The organism is Paenibacillus sp. S28, assembly GCF_016624415.1.
Taxonomy (GTDB): Bacteria; Bacillota; Bacilli; order Paenibacillales; family Paenibacillaceae; genus Paenibacillus_AQ; species Paenibacillus_AQ favisporus.
This window is the reverse complement of the sequence record NZ_JACVTM010000029.1, coordinates 1-15,746: the sequence shown is the minus strand read 5'-3', so window position 1 is coordinate 15,746 and position 15,746 is coordinate 1. Positions and strand designations below refer to the sequence as shown.

The window sequence follows — 15,746 nt, the reverse complement described above, 5'->3', positions numbered from 1 at the left end:
AGCAAAGAGCTCAGCGTTCAGCTGAGCTCTTTTGGCTTTATCTACCTTTCATCCGCCTACGGCTAGTTGTCCAGTCGATGTTCCGGGTCAGACCCCGGGCCGTATAGCTTTCGGTAGGTCTCCGGCGTCATGCCTTCCTTCTGCCGAAACGTAGCCACGAAGTGACTCGCGTCGCGAAACCCGACCGCTTCTCCGATGCGGCGCACGGTCCAATCGGGCCGGTAAGGGAGCCATTCCTTCGCCTTGCGGAGCCTTAGCTGAATGAGATAGGCATAGGCCGTCATCCCGAATAAATCGCGAAATCTTTCATTCAGCTGCCGTTCACCGATCCCGAGCTGCGCAGCCATCTCCGCCAATCCGATTTCCGGGTTGGCGAATTCATGTTCCAGCCAGTTCAGCAGGCCTTGAACCCGGTCCAGCCGCTTCGAAATGGAGGGCCGTTTGTCCGTGCGGGCGTCGGTACGAAGCAGCGTAAGAAATCGGTATAAATCCGCGGAATAACGCCATCCCGAAGGATCGCCGCCCGATTCGGCGAACGCCAGCATGCCTTTTAGCTGGTCGGTTATCGGATCATGGCCGGCTTCCCATTGAAACCATTCGGCGGCACTCCAGCCGAGGGAACGGACGAAACTGGCCGCAATACTTCCATGAAAAGTGATATAACCGGTCTGCCAGCCGCCGCCTTTGGGCTCATATCGATGAGGCGTCCCCGGGGCGAGAAGAACGCCCGATCGTTCCGTCATTTTCCACGTGTACCCGTTAATCGATAGTTCTCCCTCTCCATGTAACGTCTGAAGCCAATGGAAATAGGGGTAGCCCGAGGGCCTTGCTATGGTCTCCTGGTCGGGTTTGATCCCAATCGTCTCCAGCTGCAGGGGCAGCAGCTCCGAAGGGAAGGCGGGAACGACTCGGCGCATCTTATAAAAACCTCCATATTCTTATATAAAATATCCCGAATTTTATATTTTTTACAGATATCATAAGCCATTAAGATAGGGTTATCCATTGCAGTTTTATCATATACATTGAGGTGTGACAAGTTGATCAATATGAAAAAGGCGAAAATTTGGTATGGCGGAGATTACAATCCGGATCAATGGGAGAAACCGGTCTGGGACGAAGATTTACGTATGTTCAAGTTGGCTGGTATAGACGTCGTGACGCTCAATGTGTTTGCCTGGGCGAAAAACCAGCCCGACGAAGACACGTACCATTTCGATTGGCTCGACGAGATGATGGACAAGCTGCACGCGGATGGAATCGGCGTCTGCCTCGCCACAAGTACAGCAGCCCATCCCGCATGGATGGCGCGCAAGTACCCTGACGTGCTTCAAGTCGATTTTCATGGCCGTAAACGGAAGTTCGGCGGACGCCACAATTCCTGCCCGAACAGCCCGACTTACCGCAAGTTTGCAGCTCGTATGGCGGAGAAGCTGGCGGAGCGTTACAAAGACCACCCGGCATTGCTTATTTGGCATATTAACAACGAATACGGCGGTGCGGGGAACTGCTATTGCGACAACTGCGAAGCGGCTTTCCGGGAATGGCTCAAAGCGCGTTACGGCACGCTTGATGAGGTGAATCGGGCCTGGAACACCGGATTCTGGGGCCATACGTTCTACGATTGGGAAGATATCGTCCTGCCGAGCGGACTCAGCGAGGAATGGACCGGGGCAAACGGGCGGACGGAGACGAACTTCCAGGGCATTTCGCTCGACTACATCCGTTTCCATTCCGACAGCCTGCTGGAGTGCTACAAGCTTGAATATGAAGCGGTCAAAAAGCACACGCCGGACGTTCCTGTAACGACGAACCTGATGGGCGCCTTCAAAAAGCTCGACTACCACAAATGGGCTCAGCACATGGACGTCGTGTCATGGGACAACTATCCCCGTTTCGATACGCCCCACAGTTACACAGGCATGATGCATGATCTGATGCGCGGTTTAAAAGCGGGGCAGCCGTTTATGCTCATGGAACAGACGCCGAGCCAGCAAAACTGGCAGCCTTACAACTCGCTTAAGCGTCCTGGCGTCATGCGGCTGTGGAGCTACCAGGCAGCGGCCAGAGGGGCGGATACGATCTTGTTTTTCCAGCTCCGCCGATCAATCGGCGCCTGCGAGAAATATCACGGGGCCGTGATCGAGCATGTCGGCCACGAGCATACACGCGTGTTTCGCGAATGTGCCCAGCTCGGCAAGGAACTTGCACAGCTCGGGGATACGCTCCTTGACGCCCGTGTTCAGGCCAAAACGGCTATTTTGTTCGATTGGGAGAACTGGTGGGCGGTCGAAATGTCGAGCGGTCCGTCAATCGCTCTGCGTTATGTAGACGAAGTCCATAAGTTCTATGATGCGCTGTATCGTTCGGGCATTGCGGCGGACGTCGTCAGCGTGGAGGCGGATCTAAGCAGCTACAGCCTGGTCATTGCTCCAGTGATGTATATGGTGAAGCAGGGCGTAGCGGACAAGCTGGAGAAATATGTACAAGCGGGCGGCACGTTTGTTACGACTTTCTTCAGTGGGATTGTCGATGAAAACGATCTTGTCCGGACGGGCGGATATCCCGGCGAGCTGCGCAAGCTTCTCGGGATATGGGCGGAAGAAATCGATGCCCTGCTTCCGGACCAGCGCAACCGCATTGTCGTGTCTGACGGCACCCCAGGTATGAAGCCGGAATATGAATGCGGCATGCTCTGTGACTTGATTCATTCGGAAGGCGCCGAGGTCAAGGCGGTATACGGCGAAGATTTCTACCGCGGCATGCCGGCGCTAACCGTGAACAAGTTTGGCTCAGGTGAAGCCTGGTATGTGGCGACAAGCCCGGAGGCGTCATTCCTTCAAGATTGGCTGTCGCAATTGTGCGACTCTCATGGGATTAAGCCCCACATTCCCTTCGCGCCGGCAGGCGTGGAGACGACGCTTCGATCCAAGGAGGGCCAAAACTACCTATTTGTGCTCAATCATAACGCCGATGCCGTAACCGTCGAACTGGGGGATCGGGCCGGCATCGACCTGTTGACCGGCCGTACGCTAAATGGCGGAACGGCGGAACTGATGGGACATGATGTATGGATTGTCAAGCTCGATCGGTAACATAACGTCTCATGGAAGCTAGCTCATCAGGCTTGGCAGAGTTACACCACAAGGGTTCCTGGTTACCGCATGGCTCTATTACGAGAATAGGGGATGAACCGAGATGAAAATAAACGCAAACCTAAGCGACTTGGAGCAGATCGTCGGACGAGTAGCGTCGTACACGTTCGACATGGACCTGACGTGGGATTGGCCGGGAGGCGTCGCTTACTATGGCGTTAGCAGAGCATTCGAAGTAACGGGCGAGCAGGCCTACCTTGAACGGATGAAGGAATGGGTGGATGAATATATCGAAGCCGGTCTGCCGGACTGGACGGTGAATACGTGCGCCATGGGTCACATGCTGCTCACGCTATACGAGCAGACAAAAGACGAGAAGTACGCGGAGATCATTCGCAGCAAACTCGATTACCTGGAGAATGATGCGCTGCGTTTCGGCGATCGGGTGCTTCAGCATACGGTATCGTCGGGGAACGATTTTCCGGAGCAGTGTTGGGCGGATACGCTGTTCATGGCGGCATATTTCATGCTGCGTGCAGGCATCCTGTTCGATAAAAAACACCTCATTAACGACGCCCTGCATCAATTTTTCTGGCATATCAACTACTTGCAGGACGACAACGACGCCCTTTGGTATCACGGCTACAACCATATTAAACAGGACCATATGTCAGGCATTTACTGGGCGCGGGCGAATGCATGGGCTGCCTATACGATGGCCCGCTCGGCACGTATTCTGCCGGAAGGGTATCTTTATCCCCCAATGATGCATATTTGGAGCTCATTGCGGGATCAGCTAGCCGCGATTAAGAAGCTCCAGAAGGAAGACGGCTTGTGGGGAACGGTTCTGGATTACCCGGAAGCTTACGGCGAGGTATCGGCCACGGCGGGCATCGGAGCGGCCATGGTAACCCAAGGCAATCCTTTGCACGCAAAATATGTGCAGAAGGCGCTTGACGGCCTGCTTGCGAACATTGCCGGCAACGGCCGCGTGCTGAACGTATCGGGCGGCACCGCTGTCATGAATGACATCTCCGGATACCTCGGCATCGACAGGAAATGGGCCCAGGGCTGGGGGCAAGGACTGGCGCTCGCGTTTCTGACCTCGGTGATTGAGGAGCTCAAGAAAAATGAAGCGAGAGTGGATCACAAGTCGGTGGATGCTTTGTGAGATGAATAGAATGATGTTCTTGTAACAGAACGTGATGGAGAGCGTGGGATTACCACTCAAGAGAGCAACGAATCAAACATGATTCGTTGCTTTTTTATGATTGAGCTAGCATTGAAGACTAGCAGAGATAGCCGGTTGACTCATCCAAGTCCGCAGCAAAACATTGAAAGCTCATTAAAGTATTTTCCTTGATAACAGAGAACGAGAATCCGGCTAGTACCAGGGGAGGCATCTACCTTGATGATTTCACATCGCAAACTTTCGCAAAAATCGCAGAGAATTGCTTGAATCAAGGGAATCTTGTCATTGAGGAATGGAACGAATAGGCCTGGAGAATTATTTAAGTATACATTGAAAAATAATAATTGAATTAAGAATACTTAAAATATAAAATACATACCGAATATAATGATAAAGGAGGTTCACAAAGTGCGTCTGCGACTGTTATCAGGTATTTTGTCCGTGGTCATGCTCATTCAGCTCGTTCCGGTATTCAAGGTGCACGCAGGTCCGTATGTACCGGATCTTCCGCAATCCGGTCATGTCCTTACGGGCCAGGATTTGATTCCAGCCCTCGTCCTCCACAATTTCAACACGCCTGAAGATGTAGCGTCATGGAAAGCGGGAACCAACACCAAAGAGGTCAAGTATGTGACAAGTATGCTAAACGGCCCGAACTCGCCGTATGAAGGAAGCGGTGCTCTGGAACAGGTCCCGGACCCGGTCAAAGTGTATGAATGGCGCACGATTTATACGGAATACGAGCAGCCGAAGGACTTGTCTGCATACCGTTTCCTGGCGTTTGCGGCAGACAGCTGGGGTTGGCAGGCATCTGCAGACTATGTGCTGAAGGTGAAATTGTTCAGTGGAGACGACGAATTTGAGAGCATTGCCCATATCCGCCCGGACCAATGGAAGCGGATCTTCATCCGGCTGGGGGATTGGGAAGGCAAACATGCCGTCACCAAGATGGAAATATCCTTTATGCAAAATTTTGATCTGGAAAATGTGCAGCCGGGCCAGCCGGGATACGATTCCTGGGATGGACGGTTTCAGATCGATTATATCTGCGCGACGAACGTGATTGATCTTGGATTTAATCAGGAAGGGGAAACCGAAGGCTTCACCGCCATGAACGGCTCGGTTCAGGCACAGGACGGGGCATTGGCATACCGCATGGAGGCTGAAGGCGGGTACATCGAATCACCGGAAATCAAAATCGATACGACGCAGAGGAACGGCATGACGATCGACATGACGAACGACACGGGCGCTCAGGAACTGAAAATCCAGTGGCGGACCGAAGGGGGAGCGTGGTCTGACGACCAGGTGAAATCGTTCACCGTTCCGGCCAGAGGCACTTTCTCGCAAGATTTCAACTTCTCGGATCATCCCGGATGGCAGGGCATCGTCACCGCATTCCGCATCATTCCGGAAGCAGCAGCCGGCACGATCAAGCTGGACCAGATTCGCTTCAGGCAGCTGCCGGAAATGGAGCAGCCGTATGCAGGCAAAGCGGAAGCCAGTATAAATGAGGACGGCAGGATCATCGTGGAAGGAACGGTGAATCCAGACTTTGTGTCTGCTCATCCCGAAGGTCAGCTGGAGCTGTTTGAATTGGCGACCTACGAGGATGCGAAGGCTGTGCTTTCAGCCAAGACGCCTCTTGCACAGACGGCTCTGAGCGAGTCGTTCCGGTTCGAGACGGCTGCGAATGACGGGCATCGGAGCCGACTCTACTCCAAATTCGCCGTTGCGTTCCGTGCGGATGACGGCACATATACCCCAATGGACGCTCCGCAGTATATCACCAATCCGGAAGCCACCGCTCGCAACACCGAGCCCTATCCGGAAGCGCAAAGCATCAAGGGGCTTCAGGTACAAATGACGGGTGACGCCCAGGAACTTGGGATCAGCCATGCCGCTCTGAATGTAAGCTACAACGAACTGATGTACAAATCCGTTAACCATCCGGAGAACACGATATCTTATGACCTTGAAGGGGAAACCTTCTACTTCCGCAAAGACCGGATCGAACGTATGGATAACGCCATCAAAAGCTTGTCCGACAACGGCATTATCGTCTCCCTGATCTTGATCATGTATGATATCAAGGATCCCGATTCACCCAATGAGTTCCTGATCCATCCGGACTCCGAGCCTGGAGGAACCGTATATGCGCTCAATACGAGTAATGACATGGGCGTAAAATACGTGAAGGCGGCTACCAAGTTCATGGCGCAGCGTTATTCCATGCCAAGCGAACAATACGGGAGAGCCGTGAATTATATCGTCGGCAATGAAGTCGGCCAGAATAAAGTTTGGAACAATATGGGGCCCAAAAAGGTGGATGCCTACGTCCGGGAGTATGTCCAGACCTTCCGGCTGATCGACACAATCGTCAAAAGCGAGTACGCCAACGCCAGAACGTATGTATCTTTGGACCATTTCTGGAATGAAAAGCTGGACGATGCTTCCCTTTGGAAATACGATAACAAGGTCATTGTCGATAAAATGGCGGAATTATCGCGTAAAGAAGGCGATTTCGCCTGGAACATTGCCGCGCATCCTTACCCGGAAGATTTGTTCAACCCGCGCTTCTGGAATGATGCCACGGCAACGGATTCGTTTGACACCCAGCGCATTACGTTTAAAAACCTGGGCGTTCTTGTGGATTATATGAAGCAGCCGGAGCTTCTCCATAACGGGCAGATGCGGCGAATCATCCTGTCGGAGCAAGGCTTCCACAGCTTAACCAATTCGGAAGAGCATCAGAAGCTTCAGGCCGCTGCTTATGCCTATGCTTATTATAAAGTGAAGTTTTTAGATGGCATTGACGCTTTCATCCTTCACCGGCATGTTGACCATGGACAGGAGGGCGGGCTTAATCTCGGCTTGTGGACCCATACTGCGGACAGCGTCGTGACGCCGGATCAACCGAAATATATTTATGATGTCTTTAAATATATCGATACGGCCCGCTCGCTGGAAGTAACGGAGTTTGCCAAGCCGATCATCGGGATTTCGGATTGGCGGGAAGTGATTCCGAATTTTGATCCCGGCCAGCTTCAGGACCGGACGATTCCTTCGATCGGTGGCCTCGATTATATTCGTGACGTGCAGAAGCCAAGGGAAGGAAGCGGTTTTGAATCCGGCACCGACGGCTATGCCGCATCGGATGAGGTGCAGGAAGTGAGCAGAGCTTCCGGCGATGCCTTCAACGGAACGGGCTACCTGGCAGCCAGATTCAACAGCCCGTATGCGAAAAATTGGGCCGGCGTGCAGAAACAGTTCACGGAGCCGGTCGATGCCAGAAAAACACCATATTTCACAGCCGCGCTTCAATTGGCCGATGTGAATCCGGAAAAGGCATATGAGGCGAAGGTTATTGTGTACAGCGGATTTGACCGGATCGAAGGAACTGCCAAGCTGGATGCGGCGAAGGGATGGCAGCTGGTCTCGCTTCCGCTTGGGGATTGGAAGGGAGCAAGGTCCGTTGACCGGGTGAAGATCTGGGTACGCTCCGAGGGAGGAGCCCCGTTGACGGGAGAACTTCGTGTGGATGAAGCCCGTTTTGCCGAAAAAGTGAAATATGATCCACATTCACCTAACTTGGCGATCTCGGTACAACAGCTGTCGCCCAAACTTGAGGTTGGGACGAAGCTTACCGTCACGGTCACTAACCTCGGATCCCAAAAGCTGAACAAGAAATTGAGGGTGAAGCTCCCCCAAGGAATTCAGGCATCCCCGGGAAGTATTGATCTTGGCGACGTTGGAACAGGGATGAGCAAGAACATCACCTTGGAGATCACCCGATATGCTCCGTTGAATGAACAGGATCTGACATTGACGTTGGACTATGATTCCCGTAAATTTACCTTTCCTTTGGAATGATGTAAGCAAGGGAGTGGCATGATTCCTTCAATCAAATCAAGAAATCCGAAAACAAGAGCGATCGTAGGGACATTTTACGTACTTGCTCCCATCATCCATTCAAATTTCTCAACTTATATAGAAATGACTGTGGTGCTCAGTAGGAGTGCCGCAGTCTTTTTTGTGATATCGAGCAGTTATCCTTAATCTGAACCAGCTACATCAAAAAGAGCAGTATTAAGTTTTGGTATCTCTTCATTCAATGTATATTTAGTTGTAAACTCCTCTAACAAAGTATATTATATAATTAATAAGAATACTTAATTCGAAAAAATAAGTTCTTTCTATATTCGTTAATGGAGGTCGAGCTGCTTATGTGTGACACGGATCCGTTGGGAGGAGTGGAAAGGATGCGGAATCTTGTCGGTCGAACGCACGCCGATCAATGGGGAGGCATTGACGGGTTGGGAAGGGAGCTTCCAACGCGGGCAGAAACGGGGCCGAGGCGCGAAGGCAGGTACGTAGGTTTATTTTACTTTCTGTGGCTGGGGCAGCACGGAACGTCAGGCCCTTTTGATAACAGCGAAATTATCGCCCAATATCCCGAAGCGGTGAGGGATCCAGCCCACCCGGCCTGGGGGCCGGAAAATGCATTTCACTTCTGGGGCGAGCCTTTGTATGGCTATTATCTGAATGACGATGCCTGGGTACTCCGCAAACACGTGCAGCTTCTGATAAGTGCGGGCGTGGATTTTATCGTGTTTGACACGACCAATGCCGTTACGTACAAGAAGGTATACGACGTATTGTTTCGCGTGCTGGACGAGGTACGGGGACAAGGCTTTGCCGTACCGCAGTTTGCCTTTTACACGAATACGGATTCAGGAACAACGATTGCGGAATTGTACGAAGATATATACAAACCGGGGCGCTATAAGCATCTATGGTTTCACTGGAAAGGCAAACCTTTGATCATTGGAGATCCGGCAGAATGCACGGAGGAACAGCGGGCCTTTTTCACCTTTCGCCGGAATCAATGGCCAAATGAAGAAGCAAAGGTAAATGGATTTCCATGGATCGAATTTCAGCGGCCGCAGCGGGTGTTTTTTAATGATGAAGGGGAGAAGGAAGTCATCAGCGTTTCCGTTGCGCAGCATCCCAGTGTAGCCATGAGCGATACGCCCTTTTACGGATACGGGAACAATTGGGGGAGAGGTTATCACGAAGGGATGGAGAAACCGGAGGCTGATCTGTCCGAATCCATTCATCGGGGCATGAATATCGCCGAACAATGGAAGTTTGCTATTCACGAGGACCCGCAGATCATTTTTGTTACGGGCTGGAATGAGTGGATCGCCATGCGCTTGCAAGGAACACCAGATCGGCCGGTTTTGTTCGTTGATCAAGCTACGCTTGCATTCAGCCGGGATATCGAGCCGATGAAGGGCGGGTATCAAGATCATTATTATATGCAGCTGATCGGTGATATCCGCCGCTACAAGGGCATGTCCGAACCGGTGGACAGCGGAACCTTCCTGGCTGCAGAGCCGGACTTTACGGCATGGCCGTCTGTACCGGAGCTGTACAGGGACTTTGAAGGGGATACGATGGGCCGGGATCATGCCGGATATGGAAATTTTCATTATTTTCAAGACACGGGCAGAAATGATTTGGTTACCCTGAAAGCCGCACATACGGATCACTGTCTTTATTTTTACGCAAAAACGAAAGATCCCATTACACCCTATACAGACCGTCACTGGATGATGCTGCTCATCCGTAACCGGAGATTACGTAGCCCGGGATGGGAGGGGTACCATTACGTTGTGAACAGGACAGTCATAGACCGTTCGAAGGCGCTGATGGAACACAGCACAGGGGGGTGGAACTGGAAAGCGTCGGCAGAGATCCGCTATTTCGTTTCGGGGAATGAAATGTATGTTGAAATCCCGCTCGCACTGCTACGGGGCGATGAAGCTCCGGCGGACCGGGCGAAAGGAATATGGATGGAGTTCAAATGGATGGACAATATGCAGAACGATGGTGACATCGCAGACTTTTATTTGCACGGCGACACGGCGCCGGAAGGAAGATTGAATTTTGTGTACAAATCGGTCGACGAATCATAATTCATAAGCACTCATTTTCTGAAACTCGAGATCAGCACAAGCTGGAGGTAAAGCGATGAATAGACCAAGCTGGGAAGCGGAATGGATTTGGGCCGAGGGAACGGGGAATGAGAATAACGTATATGTGGAAGCCCGCCAATCTTTTGAACTGACGATACCCTTTACAAAAGCGTTCGTACGGATTTCCGCCAACCAATCCTATAAGCTGTATATTAACGGCATCGAGGCGGGCAGAGGCCCCGCGCCATCCGACTTGTTATGGATGTCTTTCGATACGCACGACGTTGCTGCACTGCTCCGGAACGGCCGGAACTGCATTGCGGTGGCCGCACACAATTTTGGTAAGGACAGAATCGTCACCGAGCAGCTGCAGGGGCCCGGCGGATTGATATGCCAGCTCGATGTATACGGCGCTGACGACCAAGGGGCAGGCCTGCTGACGGTTGCCAGCAGCTCCGAATGGAAATGCAGGCGGTCCCCCCGGTGGAAAACGGGAGTAAGCCGCCTCCACATGTGGGGTGGATACCGGGAGTTGATGGATGTGTCCCGGGAAGACGGCTGGGAATGCGATGATTATGACGATTCCTCCTGGCCGCCCGCCGAGGTGATTGCTGCAGCAGAGCAGGAGGATTCCCCCTGGCCCCGCTTGGTCGCGCGCGATATTCCGTATCTGCAGGAAGACTTGGTATCCCCGGTAAGAGTGGTGTCGGCTGAATCGTTACTTGGGTTCATCCAAGCCCCGGAAGCGCAATTAGCTGCTGATACGGCGGAAGGAAGGGGACCGGTGGTCATGGACGCTTCGATTCCCGGTTCTTTTCCCCAGATTACCTATGACTTCGGAGCTGAGATCGTCGGCTATCCGGAGCTTGAAGTCATTGCTGAGGAAGGCGGGGTTCTGCAGCTGTTTTATGGGGAGTCGCTGGAATTGGATTTGAGGGATACGTACCTCCTCCGCAAAGGCGTAAACAAGATCACTCCGTTCGGAAGGCGTGCATTTCGCTATCTTAAGGTTGGGGTCATGGCGACGCCCGTTCCCTTGCGTATTTGTGACCTGCGGGTCCGTTTTGTTCATTATCCGTACAAGGACGGGGGACATTTCCACAGCAGCGATGATAAGCTGAACCGGATTTGGGAAGTCGGCCGGTATACGACCATGGTCAACAGCCAGAACCATTTTGAGGATTGCCCTTATCGCGAAGGTGCGCTGTGGGTGGCCGACTCGGTTGTCATGTCCAAAGTGGTCTACCAAACGTTCAACGATCCCCGGCTCGTCCGGAAGTCATTGCTGCAGGCGGCGAAAATACAAAACGCCGACGGTTCCATACCCGGCACCGGACCGCAGCGGAACGCCTATTTGCTGCCCGATTTTTGCGCGCATTGGCTGTTTGGTGTAGCCGAATATTACGATTATACGAAGGATCGGGCTTTTTTAGAGGAATTATGGCCGCATATCGTGAAGCTCGCCGCGTGGTTTACGGGGCAGGAAGATGACGCCGGATTGTTTGCCAACGCAGATCGGGACGGCATGTGGTGCTTTATCGATTGGTCGGACGAAATCCACCGGGAGGATCGCGTAACCGCCGTCTCTTGCTTTTATTATAAATTTTTGCATACGGCCGCCGCGCTGGCGTATGAGCTGGGGGAAGAGAAGAGCGGGAATTCCTTTACGCATCAAGCAGCAGAGCTTCGCAAGTCCGTCCGGAACCTGCTCCGGGTACCGAATACGGCCATTTATGCAGACTGTTTGAACGGAGATGGTCTTTCCTCCAGTATTACGGCACAGACCAATTTTGCGGCTGCCTGGTCGGGGATCATGGATGATGAGGAAGTATCCGTGTTCTTGCAGGAATACTACTTGAAGGGACGGCTTCCGCAAATTCGCGGAGCGTTCTTCTATCATATCGTGCTCGAGACCCTTTTCCGTTACGGTTATGCTGCGGATGCCGTACGCATCATCCGAAATTATTGGGGCGAGATGCTGGATCGGGGCGCAACAACCTGGTGGGAAACCTTTGATCCGAACCTCCCCTTTTCGACTACGCCAAGCCCCTACCTTGGGCATACGCCAACCTATTTGGAGGACGCTGTTCCGGTAAGTTTATGCCATGGCTGGGGAGCATCACCAACGTATTTATTGAACAGGGAGCTGCTTGGGATTAATATTTCAATGGCCGGCGATGAACAAGTTACGCTCCGTCCCAGCCCAGTGACCGAAGTTGAGTGGGCGGAAGGTTCGGTGGTCACCCGTTACGGAAAAATCAGTGCCCAGTGGAAAAGGGATGTGGACGGAGTGTACCGCTTTGAGGCTCGCCTGCCCGCACAAATGACATGGAAGGCGCCAGGATTGCGCGACATATCCGTGTCTATGGATCAGGATCATGTCCACGTTCGAGGAGCGGTTCCGGTTCATGAGGCAGCACCAAAGCGGACACCATTGGTCGATTGCAGCGGGTAACGAAGACAACAACATTCAACTTGAAAAGCTGCACAGCTGCAGCATGATGAAAAAGGGCTGAAAAATTTCAGCCCTTTACTAAATTCCGTCAATCTCAAATACTATTAGGCCAGTCCTTCCACTCCATCAGGAATCAAGCGACGAGACTAACCAAATTGCCGTCGGGGTCCTTTATAATAGCATAGCGCTCGCCCCAAGGCGTATCGCTCGGCTCAAGCTGCCGAGTATATCCTTGCGCTGTCAATCGGCGATACGATTCATCCAGCGTTTCACGGCTGTCTAAATGGAAAGCAATCTCCATTCGATTTCCAATCGGCTCCTGTAAGCTGCCCAGAATCGTCTGCACCGTTTCCCTCGTATCGAAAGCCAAGATCAATCCGTTGCATTCCACTTCAACATGCTGTTCGTCGTTCGCACTCGCCGGTATTTCAAATCCCAAGAGCCGATAGAAATCCAAAGCCCGTTTCATCTCTTCCACGAAAATTCCAATTCTCTTCAGCTTAATAGCCATGCTTTCCAGCTCCCATCGTATGAATTCATGTTACGTCATCATTGTATCCGTACGATCGGCCGTCAAATAGGAAAAAACGGACTTCTTTCACGATCTTGTTAAGTGTCTAACAGGCAATCCGAAATAGCGTGGAAAGGAATTCGTAAAATGGGATTGGTCGTAATAGCCAGAAAGAAGCGCAAGATCCGTCAAACTGGAGTAGTTTTTCTTATAGAACTCTTTTAGTGTGCTTTGAAATCGGATGATTCCCAGCATCTCCTTAGGGCTTAACCCCAATTCCTGTTTGAAGCTCCTTCTGAGATGCCTTTCACTGCAGTGAGCCTGCTCGGCTAAATCCGTAACAGATAGATTTCCTTTATTATGATAAATAATCTGCATACTTTGAGACACCAAAGGGAGAGTAACCGCATTACTCTCTGCTAACACTTTGCTTAATTGACGATCGGCAATCGCAAGGATGTCCGGGGTTGTCTCCGCAGTGAGGATTTGTTCGACCCAATACAACCCTTCAAAACCCCAAACATCTTCCAGAAAAACACGTTGTCCCTGAAACATCGAAAGGGGGAACTTTAAAATGGTCCGGGCCGCTTCCGAATAGATCCTAATACCGAATAACGAACGAGCTTCCGAAAAGTGCAGCACTTCTGAACGAGTTGTCAACCCAGTAACATGGGCGGCCTTCCGGCTGGACGGGGAATAAAGATTAATGACGATATCTATGCAGCCGTCCGGTATGATCCAGTGGATTTGCTTATCGGGGACGGGTTGAAAATACATTGTCCAATAAGAAGCAACATGAGATTCCAGGTGCCTGCTCGGAGAATATTCCTGACAACTGTACCATGGGCGATGTAACTCAGGCTGTAAATTAGGTGAATGAACAGGGTGATAAGGATGTGTCATCTTCATCTCTCCTTGCTACACTTCTGTCATTGTCGTCGTGAATCGTCGTGTCAGACGATCAAGTAACATATATCATTAGGAAGTGTGCGTAATCTGCTAGAAAGTGTGCAAATCTGCCTGCTCATTCTATTATACTGCCGGTGTAGCCTATAAAAAAACTTAGGGGGTTTGGATGGCCGGATCTGGAACATGGGTTGCCGGGAGGAATCCGGTCTCCGGACGCTGTCCATCATGATATTTACTGTTCTGCCGCCTACAGGCAGTCTCTCTTTCCGCCAGGATCAGAGACTGCCTTTTTGCTTGCAGGAGTGACGGTGTTTAAAGTATACTTAACTCAATTTGGTAAGGAGTGATGGCTTCATGGATATGGAAAAGTCGGACAAGACTCCGATGTATCAATATATAATGAACGATATTAAACGAAAGATTGCCTCCGGGGAGCTCAAGCCGCATGATCCGCTCCCCACGCAGATTGAGCTGGCGAAAGAGTATAACACCAGTGAAATTACGTCCAGGCGGGCACTGTCGGATCTGGTTCAGGAAGGATTCGTGTACAGGATCCGGGGGAAGGGGAGCTTCGTCCATGAGAACCCGGCTCAAGCCGATTCCAAAGGGCTCCGCACCTTGTATTTTGCCCATCAGAATCATGAAGTGAGCATCCTGAACCACCCGTTTTTTACGGATATGTTTGAAGGCATTAAAGAGGTATGTGATGACAACGGCGTCGCGTTCCACATTTGGGATATCGGGGAAAACTACGAGCTGCCCGAGGATCCTGGCGCCGGGATCATCCTCCTGACGGTTAAAGGGCATTTTGACTTTTCGCGTTTAACGGCTTGGCAGGAAGAGAATCGGCGCATTGTCACGGTGCATTTTTATTATCCGCATTTGGGCATTCCCTATGTTATCGCGGATAATCTGACAGGAGGATATCTGGCCACCCAGCATCTGATTTCTCAGGGGCATCAGCGAATAGGGGTCATACTGACAGGCAGTTCGCTCTTGGAATTAAACCAGGATTTCTCCCTTCGCCTCCAGGGATACAAGCTGGCGCTTACCCAGCATAATATTCCTTTCCATCCGGATCTGATCACCGTCGTCGACGGAGAAGACGAACGGGCGGAGATGGGGGAGGAAGGGTTCAAAAGGCTGATGAAGCTGCCGGAGCCGCCAACGGCGATATTCGCCACAAGCGACTATAAGGCTTTCGGTGCGATGAACGCGGCGAGAGAATCCGGGATGAACATCCCCGAAGATATAAGCATTATCGGTTACGATGATGTGAAACTCGGCGAGTATTCCTATCCAAGGCTCACCACGGTGAATCAGAATACGCGCAAGATGGGACAGAGGGCGGCGGAGATTTTGCTGTTTGAACTGGAGGAGGATCATTCGTCCCTGGTGAAAGACGAGATCGTTCCGACGCTGATCTTGCGTGACAGCACCGCTCCCTTATCGACGAAGCAGCGCATCAGAAACAACTAAATTGCAGAGCTCCCGGTTAACGGGAGCTTTTTTGATAATATCAGAAAGTATAAACTCCAGAGCCATGGCTTCTTGATATTGCAAGAAAAAATACCTTTAAACGCGGTCTGTCTTCTTTGAAGGT

At 51.7% G+C, this 15,746-nt stretch carries 9 protein-coding genes; 6 read left to right on the top strand and 3 right to left on the bottom strand.

The window, feature by feature from the left end:
- Positions 1 to 62: 62 nt before the first annotated feature.
- Positions 63 to 917, bottom strand: a complete 855-nt coding sequence (locus tag IAE55_RS32755; RefSeq protein WP_200634901.1) for an AraC family transcriptional regulator — start codon at positions 915 to 917, stop codon at positions 63 to 65.
- A 123-nt stretch (positions 918 to 1,040) separates the two neighbouring features.
- Between IAE55_RS32755 and IAE55_RS32750 the strand changes: the two genes are divergently transcribed.
- The 5 genes from IAE55_RS32750 to IAE55_RS32730 all read left to right on the top strand — a co-directional run bounded on the left by IAE55_RS32750 (position 1,041) and on the right by IAE55_RS32730 (position 12,723).
- Complete coding sequence (locus tag IAE55_RS32750) at positions 1,041 to 3,095, top strand: beta-galactosidase (RefSeq protein ID WP_145949402.1); 2,055 nt, start codon at positions 1,041 to 1,043, stop codon at positions 3,093 to 3,095.
- A gap of 103 nt (positions 3,096 to 3,198) precedes the next feature.
- On the top strand, positions 3,199 to 4,266 hold the full coding sequence (locus IAE55_RS32745) for a glycoside hydrolase family 88/105 protein (RefSeq protein WP_200634900.1): 1,068 nt from the start codon (positions 3,199 to 3,201) through the stop codon (positions 4,264 to 4,266).
- Between the two features lie 429 nt (positions 4,267 to 4,695).
- Positions 4,696 to 8,160 (top strand): DUF5722 domain-containing protein, encoded by a 3,465-nt coding sequence (locus IAE55_RS32740; RefSeq protein WP_200634899.1) that lies wholly within the window; start codon positions 4,696 to 4,698, stop codon positions 8,158 to 8,160.
- A gap of 389 nt (positions 8,161 to 8,549) precedes the next feature.
- The gene (locus tag IAE55_RS32735; RefSeq protein WP_200634898.1) at positions 8,550 to 10,268 is read left to right on the top strand and encodes a hypothetical protein; all 1,719 of its coding nucleotides are present in this window, start codon (positions 8,550 to 8,552) and stop codon (positions 10,266 to 10,268) included.
- Between the two features lie 55 nt (positions 10,269 to 10,323).
- Positions 10,324 to 12,723: an alpha-L-rhamnosidase-related protein gene (locus IAE55_RS32730; protein ID WP_200634897.1), complete on the top strand. Its 2,400-nt coding sequence runs from the start codon at positions 10,324 to 10,326 to the stop codon at positions 12,721 to 12,723.
- 133 nt (positions 12,724 to 12,856) lie between these two features.
- On the opposite strand, the gene IAE55_RS32725 is transcribed toward IAE55_RS32730, so the two are convergent.
- Entirely contained in the window at positions 12,857 to 13,234 is a 378-nt protein-coding gene (locus IAE55_RS32725; protein WP_105443894.1) for a VOC family protein, read from the bottom strand.
- Positions 13,235 to 13,321: 87 nt separating this feature from the next.
- On the bottom strand, positions 13,322 to 14,137 hold the full coding sequence (locus tag IAE55_RS32720; RefSeq protein ID WP_200634896.1) for a helix-turn-helix transcriptional regulator: 816 nt from the start codon (positions 14,135 to 14,137) through the stop codon (positions 13,322 to 13,324).
- Between the two features lie 360 nt (positions 14,138 to 14,497).
- On the opposite strand from IAE55_RS32720, the gene IAE55_RS32715 reads away from it, so the two are divergent.
- The gene (locus tag IAE55_RS32715; protein WP_200634895.1) at positions 14,498 to 15,622 is read left to right on the top strand and encodes a GntR family transcriptional regulator; all 1,125 of its coding nucleotides are present in this window, start codon (positions 14,498 to 14,500) and stop codon (positions 15,620 to 15,622) included.
- The last annotated feature ends 124 nt before the right edge of the window (positions 15,623 to 15,746 follow it).

Bases quoted from the DNA above. Each gene is read 5' to 3' on its own strand.
- IAE55_RS32755 (WP_200634901.1), bottom strand. From the start codon at position 917: ATGCGCCGAGTCGTTCCCGCCTTCCCTTCGGAGCTGCTGCCCCTGCAG.
- IAE55_RS32745 (WP_200634900.1), top strand. From the start codon at position 3,199: ATGAAAATAAACGCAAACCTAAGCGACTTGGAGCAGATCGTCGGACGA.
- IAE55_RS32735 (WP_200634898.1), top strand. From the start codon at position 8,550: ATGCGGAATCTTGTCGGTCGAACGCACGCCGATCAATGGGGAGGCATT.
- IAE55_RS32730 (WP_200634897.1), top strand. From the start codon at position 10,324: ATGAATAGACCAAGCTGGGAAGCGGAATGGATTTGGGCCGAGGGAACG.
- IAE55_RS32725 (WP_105443894.1), bottom strand. From the start codon at position 13,234: ATGGCTATTAAGCTGAAGAGAATTGGAATTTTCGTGGAAGAGATGAAA.
- IAE55_RS32720 (WP_200634896.1), bottom strand. From the start codon at position 14,137: ATGACACATCCTTATCACCCTGTTCATTCACCTAATTTACAGCCTGAG.
- IAE55_RS32715 (WP_200634895.1), top strand. From the start codon at position 14,498: ATGGATATGGAAAAGTCGGACAAGACTCCGATGTATCAATATATAATG.